Raw genomic sequence first — 8,004 nt, forward strand, 5'->3', positions numbered from 1 at the left:
CTCCCCCGCCCCTCGGACTTCCTCGGCCGGAGGCATCCCCCTCATGTCCCCCCCACGCAAAAAGGCACCGGCGGCGCCTCTCCACCGGTGCCCCAGCAAGCCCTCAGCGCACCGAAGACCCGAGGTGCGCGGCATTCTGCTAGCGGTCCTCGACCTCGATCACCCCGTCCATGAGCCCGGGGTGCAGCGAACAGCCGTACACGTACCGCCCGGGGCGCGTGAGCAGAACCTCCAGCGTCGCCTCTTCCCCGGGCTTGAGCAGGCGCGTCGTCCGGACGTTCGGACCGACAAGGCGCAGGTCGTGCGGGATCGGCCCCGGCTCCGCGTTACGCACCGTGATCCGCAGGCGCTCCCCGACCCGCGCGGTCAGGGTCGGGTTGTCGCCGCTCCACGTGATCCCGCGGGCCTCGAGCCGGATCTCGCGCACGGGCGCCGCCGGCCGCCCCCACGGGGCCGCGAAGGCCGCGGCGAGGAGCACCACGCCCGCGGCGAGCGCGGCCCCGAGGAGCCCGCGCAGCCGTCTGATTCCTGGACTGGACCATCGCATGTTTCGCACCGTCCCTACCGGGCCAAGAGGAGCCCGGTCCCGTACATGATCAGGAGGCCCGCCGCCACGCCTGCCGCCTGCGTGAGAGCCGCGGTCCCCGCGAACCCCCGCCGGAGCAGCAGGGCCAGGATGCCGATGACGTAGAAGATCGCCCCACCCCCCAGGGCGAAGAAGAGGACCGCGAGGGGGTCGAAGTAGGTGAACCCCCCGAGGAGCGTGCCGGCGACCGTGGGGACGCCGGCCAGCGCGCCCATCCAGACGAGGTGCCGGAGCGCGGTCCGGTCCCGGGAGATCGGGGCGACGATCCCGAAGCCCTCCGTGGCGTTGTGCAGGGTGAACCCGACGACCAGGAGGGCCCCGAGCGCCATCTCCCCCCGGACGTAAGCCGTCCCGATCGCCAGGCCCTCCCCCATGTTGTGCAGGCCGATCCCGAGCGCCACCAGGTAGGCCAGCGCGCGGCGCCCGGCCTCGTGCTGAAGGCCCTCGGCATCGGCCCCGGCTGCCCGCCCGATCGCCGCCAGCCCCAGGATCCCGAGGGTGAGTCCGATGGCCGCCAGTGCCACCCCCTGGAACAGGCTCGGGATCCGCCCGGCGACCTCCAGGGCCTCCTTCATCACGTCCACCCCAAGGAACAGGAGGATGCCGGCCGTCATGGCCACCAGGACGTCCCGCCACCGGCGATCCAGGCGCCGCAGGAAGGGAAGCCACAGCAGGCCCAGGTAGACCGGGATGACCCCGGCGTAGACGCCGAGCAGGGTGAACCCGGCTGCCGCCCGCCACGTCGGGACCGGCGTCACGGTCGCGATGGGGACGCTCGCCGTGAAGACCAGGCCCACGGAGGTGATGACCTTCACCTCCACCGGGTCCCCCGGGATCCAGTCATAGGGAATGCTGAGCGCCGTCCGCCCGAGGCGCGGGAGCGTCGGGCTCGGGTCCGCGGCGAACTGCCAGAGGGCCTCGTCCACCAGGACCTGGGCGACCGTGACCTCCCCCGGACCGCTGTTGCGGAGCACCACCCGGATGAGCCCGGGCTCGAAGGTCACCCGCTCGACCTCCAGCTTCTGGAGGGCGTCGGCGGGAACGGGGGAGGGGCCGACGAGGGCCTCCTCCTGGACGAGAAACAGCGCCACCACGGCCCCGAGGACCAGCAGCGGCACCAGGAAGAGGAGGGCCGCCGGCACCCGGCCGAGCCCGCCCGCCGCCCGGCCTTCCGCCGCCTGCTCGCGAACGCCCATGCCCGTCCTCCCTACGCCGTCACGTCGAAGAAGCCCATCCAGCCGAGCTCGGCAAACTCGCTCTGGTGAGCGTGGAACATGTAGCGCCCTGGGGTCCGGTAGGTGAACTCCAGGACGCACCGCTCCCCCTGGCAGAGCATGACCGTGTCGGTCAACTCGGAGTGGGTGAGGCTGGTGCCGGTCCGGTAGAGGCGGAACATGTTCGCGTGCAGGTGGAAGGAGTTGATCAGGTCGAACTCGGTCACGTTTACCAGGTAGATCCGGACCGGCTCCCCCACCTTGAGCGGGATGGGCCGCTCGACGTAGTAGTTGGCCACCCCGTTCACGGTATAGAACTCGTTCTCTCCGTCCAGGTCGGTGTCAAATCCGTTCATGACCATGACGAACTCGGTCGCCTTCGGCCGGGGCGTGGGCGGATCCACGATGAAGGCCCCGTAGAGCCCCTTGTGGATGTGCTTCTTCACGGGCATGGTGTGGCAGTGGTACAGGAACGCGCCGAAGGGCTCCGCCGGGAATTCGTAGGTGAACCGGCCTCCGGGAGGCACCTGCTCGAAGACGCCGTCCATGTTGGCCGGGTGGATGCCGTGGAAGTGAATCGTGTGGGGATGGCTTCCCTCGTTGAAGAAGTGGATCTTGAGGGAATCGCCCGCGGTGCAGCGGAGGGTGGGGCCCGGGACCGTCCCGTTGTAGGTCCAGGCCGGGAACCAGACCCCCGGGGCCGCCTCGACCTCCGCGTCCAGGGCGACGATCCGGTACTCCCGCTGGGTCCTCCCGTTTGGGAGCCGGGTCACGGTCCCGGTGTCGAAGGTGGTCAGGAACTTCATCGGGTCCATGCCCTTGCCGGCGGGCCAGGGGTTCGCGGCCCGGCCAGCGGTGCCGGCGGCCCCGTGCGCCGCGCCATAGGGGGCGTCATGCGCCCCGCCGGCCGCCGCCTCGGCCGCCCCTCCAGCCAGGACGGACGGGACCCCCTCCGCCCGCGTGAGCAGCCGACCTCCGAGCACCCCGAGCGAGCCGGCGCCGGCCCCGAAGAGGAAGCCCCGGCGGGTGAGCGGCTTCGTGATCAGATTCCATGCGCGCTTCATGGTCCTCCTCGCTCCCGCGCTGGGCGTCCGGGTTCCGCCCCGGCGCTCACGAGAACGTGCCGGGCCAGTTCGCGTCCCACGGCGTGTTCCACGGCCCCGACCCGGACCCGCAGCGGCCCCTCGAAGGGCGCCTTCTCCAGGACCTGCACCGTGGCCCCAGGGAAAAACCCCAGGCTGGCCAGGTACCGGAGCATCCCGGCATCCCGGTCGCTGACCTGGCGGACGGTGGCGGAGTGCCCGATCTCCACCTCCCCCAGCTCTCGGACGGCAACCGGCGGCACCACCCCCTCCTTCGTGGGGATGGGATGCCCGTGGGGGTCGATCTCCGGCCAGCCGAGCGCCTTCGCGATCCGGTCCTCGAACTCCTCCGAGATCACGTGCTCCAGCTTCTCCGCCTCATCGTGCACCATGTCCCAGGAGTAGCCGAGCGCCTCCTTCAGGTAGAGCTCCAGCAGGCGATGGTGGCGGATCACCTCCAGGGCGATCTTCTCGCCCGCCGCCGTGAGCTCCACCCCCTGGTAGCGGGTGTGGCGGAGCAGCTTCATCTCGGCCAGCTTCTTGACCATGCCGGTGACGGAGGGCGCCGAGACCTTGAGCTTGAGGGCGATGGCAGAGGTCGTCACCTCCCCGCCCTGGCCGAGCAGGTAAATGGTCTTCAGGTAGTCCTCGGTAGCCTGGCTAATAAACATCTTGAACACACAAAACAAAGATGTTAGGTCACGCTAAAACACTACCCTGCCGCACATGCCCTGTCAAGGCCCTTGGGGGGTGGGTGTAGATGGCGGGAGTAGATGAGACAAGTGTGCGAAGTAGATGAGACAGGCATGAAATGCGGGAATCAGGCGGAATGAGTAGTTAGCGAGCTTTCGATCTGGACACACCAATAACGTCGAGCCGTCCTAGAGGCCATCCCCCCGCGGCTTATGTTCCTCCATGCGCCGGATGATCTAGGGGATCCCCTTCTCGGGGCCCTGCCCAAGGACCTGCTCGGCCTGCCGTAGCTGCCGGAGGAGATCCTCCACCGTGTCCACCCGCTTCCGGGCGAGCTCGACTGCCTGTTCCGTGAGCAGCCGCTCCTCCTCCGGGGTGAGGAGCTTACCGGTAATGGCCATGGCCAGGATGGGCAGGTGGGCCGTCCGGGGATCCCGCCGGAGGGTCTGGATCAGGTCGAAGCCGCTCCGCCCCGGCATGTGGAGGTCGATGAGCGCGAAGTCGGGCTGCTGTTGGGCGACCTGATCGAGAGCTTCCTCTGCGGTTTGCGCGGTCAGGACCGCGTAGCCCTCTCGTCGGAGGAGTGTCGCGAGGGCGTCCAGCACCGGGGGCTCGTCGTCGACCACGAGGATTCGCCGGCCCCCGCCGGTCCCCCTCCGGAGATGCGCCAACCGGGCGACCAGCATCTTGGGATTGATCGGCTTCTGCAGGAAGTCGAGAGCGCCCAGACTGAGCCCAATCTCCCCGCCCTCGGTAACGCTAACCACGATCACGGGGGTCTCGCGGGTGGCCGGGTCGGCCTTCAAGGTCCGGAGCACTTCCCACCCTGAGACGTCCGGGAGGAGGATGTCGAGGGTGATGGCGAGCGGGCGAAGCCGGCGGGCCAGCGCCAGGCCCTCCTGGCCGTTGCGAGCCCAGGTGGTCCGGTAGCCAGCCTGCTCCAGGTGGTTGCGGATGAGCTCCGCGGCGGCCTGCTCGTCCTCGATCACCAGGACCTGGCGCTCCCCGGGGGCCTCTTCTGCCCGCTCCGCCGGGCGCGATGCGGCCAGCGGCTGGGCGACCGGGAGGGTGAATGCGAACCGGCTCCCGCGACCCACCGCGCTCTCCAGCCCGATCCGCCCGCCATGGAGCTCGACCAGTTTCTTGGTCAGGGCGAGGCCTAGGCCGGCCCCTTCGTGCCGCTTCCCGGCGGCGCTGCTCACCTGGACGAACTCCCGGAAGAGCTTCCCCTGCTCCTCCGGGGGGATCCCGACGCCCGTGTCCGCCACCGCGACCTCCACCCAGTCTGAGTCGAGATGGCGGGCCTGAAGGGTGACCTTGCCCCCGTCCGGCGTGAACTTGACTGCGTTGGAGAGGAGGTTGAAGAGAATCTGTTTCAAGCGGACCGGGTCGGCGGAGACGACGGGGAGATCCGCCGGGGCGTCCAGGTCAAGGGCCAAGCCTTTCTTCGTGGCCTGCGGCCGGATCGTGTTGAGGGCTCCCTCCAGGGTCTCCCGGACGAGGCATCGCTCGAGCGCGAGCTCCATGACTCCGGCCTCCACCTTGGAGAGGTCGAGCACGTCATTGATGATCTCTAGGAGGTGCCTGCCGCTCTGTTGGATATGGCCGACATAGCGAGCCTGTTTCTCGGTGACGGGTCCCGGGCGCCCCCCTTGCAGGAGGTCGCTGAAGCCGATGATCGCATTGAGGGGCGTCCGCAACTCGTGGGACATGTTGGCGAGGAACTCCGACTTGAATCGCGAGGCTTCCTCGAGCTGACCCATTGTCTCCCGGAGCTGGGCATTGGCGGCCTGAAGGGCCTCCTCCGCCCGCTTGCGCTCGCTGACGTCGCGGAGGATCCCCGTGAAGAAGACCCTGGCGCCCACCTTCCAGCTCGCGAGAGAAAGCTCCAGCGGGAATTCCGTTCCGTCCTGTCGCCTCCCGACCAGCTCGACTGTCTTTCCGATGACGTGGGCCTCTCCCGTGGCCAGGAAGCGGCTCAGCCCCTGGCGGTGGGCTTCATGGAACCGTTCCGGCATGAGGAGGGTGAGGGGCTTGCCGACCATGTAGCTCGCAGCGTAGCCGAAGATCTGCTCGGCGGCCCTGTTGAAGTAGGTGATGACGCCCTGGCTGTCGGCAGACACGATCGCGTCGTGCGCGGTCGCCGCGACGGCTCGGAACCTCTCTTCGCTGTCCCGCAGGGCGGCCTCCCCGCGCCGGCGCTCGGTGTTGGTCGCGGCCAAGATCAGGCCCGTCCCCGCGACCACACTCATGAAGGTCTGGAGCAACAGGAGGCGCTCGGTGGGGTCCTCCCCCAGAAAGGGGCCGACTGCCTGCACCGTCCCCCAGACCGCGATCGCCGACACGACCAGAGTCGCCGTCGCGGCCCCCCGGGGGCCAAACCGCAGCGCGGCCCAGATCACGAAGGGGAAGACCACGTAGGCCATCGGATACCCAAGAACTTCAGTGGGGAACCACCCCCCGAACAGGATCTGGCTGACGATCACCAGCAGGCCGAGCAAGGTCCCGGCCTCGGCCAGCCTCCGAAGAGGCCAGCTCAAGTGAGGCCGCGCCCCCCAGGTCAGGAGCACCGGAGCCACCACTAGCGCGCCCATCGCGTCCCCCAGCCACCACTGCCACCAGAGGGAGCCGTAGAGGGCCCAGGGGGCGGCGCCTCCCAGGCAGAGGCTGGCGACGCCGATGGTGGCGCTGACCGTGGTGCTGCAAGCCGCTGCAAGGATCAGCAACCCCAGCACGTCCTGAAGCCGCCCGAGGGAGTTCCGGAACCGGCCAACGCGGCGAAGCAGGTAGACGCCCGCCAGCGCCTCCAGGGTGTTCCCCACCGCGATGCCGCCCGCTGTGGCGAGGGAGACGGCGGTGGACGCATTGGCCAGGAACGCCCCGAGGGCGATGCCCGGCCAGAGGCGGGAGCCAAACAAGAGCAGCGCCGCGAGGGCGATCCCCGTGGGGGGCCACACCAGCGTGACGTTCGGGTGCATGACGGCCAGCGACAGACCGAGCCTTGCCGCCCCAAAGTAGGCGGCGGCGAGGATGCCCACTTGCGCGAGGTAGAACAGGGAGGACGTCCAACCGGCAGCGTGGCGGGCTGAGCCCCGCTCGGCGGGCGCGTTGCCAGGCGAGGGATGCAACGGGCTCTGCGGCGGCCTCAGGGGAAGGAGAGACACTACTCCCCCCTAGCGGGTTTGGGCGCTCCCATGCCTTGATGAGCGCCAGCGTCGTAGGGAGTTGCAAGATACATACCTGGCAGCAGATAACTGGTGCGGGGTATCGGAAGAATCCGGGCTGCCGCGTGTGTCACCGTCGGTCTCGGTTGCGGCCTTGCGACTATCGCTCACGAGCACCGTCCGTGCATCCACAGTGCCCCGACCATGCCCCCCTTGGGGGCAGGAAAATTGGTACAGATTCAAGATTGCGGTTGTGAAATTCTCATCTACTTCGCACAGCATCGCCTTTTTCTCGTACTCCGCACATTTTGCTCAGCCGCACCGAAAACCTAATGCGCCCTGAACTTATAAGGACTTAGTAGAAACCTCGCCGCCGCCGAAGTTTGGGCCAGATCTCCTGGAAGGCCAAAACGGCCCGACTGTCTCATCTACTCCGCCCACGCGGCTCGGCCGCTGGGATCAGCGTAAACCATTGTCAGCACCCGCCAGCACCTGCTTTTCCCCGCCAATTCCCACCATCATCCGTCGTGTCGCATTTTCTACTTCCAGATACATTGACTGCGCGCTCGGAGCGGCCTATGATCCACTGGTTGACCGACGGCGCCCTTGTCTTCGGTCCTCGCCCTGTTGCTCCGGTCAGGATCGAGTATCAGGGGGGGATTGCGCGCGGCGTCTTGCGGTCCGGATAGGTCGGCCGGTATCCTAGCTCCAATCACGGCTTCTACGGAGCTCCACGAGTGCGCAAGGGTATCCCGCCGGTCGGAGCGCGATTCCTCCTCGTCGGCTCCACGCTTTTCTTCATGCTCAGCGGCTGCGCGACCCTCACGGTCGTGCCGGTAAAGCGCCTGGAGGAGCAGCGCCCCACACCAGGCGCGGTGCCCGTGGCGCACATCTACGCCGCGAATTGGGGCCTGTACCTCTTCAAGTATGTTCCCATCATCACCGGAAGCCTCTCGCGTCCTGGAGCGCCGCGCTGGCCGGCGCTGTTCAGCGACGAAGTGCGGGTCGACCGCTTGGTGCAGGAGGTGAGCGAGGAAGGCAAGCGGCGGGGTGGAACGGTACTCACGGATCTTCAGACCCGGGACCGATCGTACTGGATCGGCTGGACGCTGATCTTTTGGTTGAACGAGTTCGAGGTCTCGGGGAATGCGTCGAGGTCGCCGTGAACAGCACCGAGAGGTGATGACCGACGACACCTCAACGAGGCAATGACATGCGAGCAGCCTGTCGCAGGTCGACGACCAGGGCGATCAGCAACTCATAAT

General features: G+C 68.1%; 6 protein-coding genes. 1 reads left to right on the forward strand and 5 read right to left on the reverse strand.

Features of this window, described 5'->3' with window-relative positions:
• Positions 1 to 139 precede the first annotated feature (139 nt).
• The 5 genes from VGT06_03555 to VGT06_03575 all read right to left on the reverse strand — a co-directional run bounded on the left by VGT06_03555 (position 140) and on the right by VGT06_03575 (position 6,613).
• Positions 140 to 547, reverse strand: a complete 408-nt coding sequence (locus VGT06_03555; protein ID HEV8662207.1) for a hypothetical protein — start codon at positions 545 to 547, stop codon at positions 140 to 142.
• A 14-nt stretch (positions 548 to 561) separates the two neighbouring features.
• Positions 562 to 1,782, reverse strand: a complete 1,221-nt coding sequence (locus VGT06_03560) for a ZIP family metal transporter (protein HEV8662208.1) — start codon at positions 1,780 to 1,782, stop codon at positions 562 to 564.
• Positions 1,783 to 1,793: 11 nt separating this feature from the next.
• The gene (locus VGT06_03565) at positions 1,794 to 2,615 is read right to left on the reverse strand and encodes a multicopper oxidase domain-containing protein (protein HEV8662209.1); all 822 of its coding nucleotides are present in this window, start codon (positions 2,613 to 2,615) and stop codon (positions 1,794 to 1,796) included.
• A 245-nt stretch (positions 2,616 to 2,860) separates the two neighbouring features.
• Complete coding sequence (locus tag VGT06_03570) at positions 2,861 to 3,553, reverse strand: metal-dependent transcriptional regulator (protein ID HEV8662210.1); 693 nt, start codon at positions 3,551 to 3,553, stop codon at positions 2,861 to 2,863.
• Positions 3,554 to 3,811: 258 nt separating this feature from the next.
• Complete coding sequence (locus tag VGT06_03575; protein HEV8662211.1) at positions 3,812 to 6,613, reverse strand: MASE1 domain-containing protein; 2,802 nt, start codon at positions 6,611 to 6,613, stop codon at positions 3,812 to 3,814.
• A gap of 863 nt (positions 6,614 to 7,476) precedes the next feature.
• Between VGT06_03575 and VGT06_03580 the strand changes: the two genes are divergently transcribed.
• Positions 7,477 to 7,905 (forward strand): hypothetical protein, encoded by a 429-nt coding sequence (locus tag VGT06_03580; GenBank protein ID HEV8662212.1) that lies wholly within the window; start codon positions 7,477 to 7,479, stop codon positions 7,903 to 7,905.
• Positions 7,906 to 8,004 lie beyond the last annotated feature (99 nt).

Origin of the sequence: Candidatus Methylomirabilis sp. (assembly GCA_036000645.1) — a bacterium.
GTDB lineage: Bacteria > Methylomirabilota > Methylomirabilia > Methylomirabilales > JACPAU01 > JACPAU01.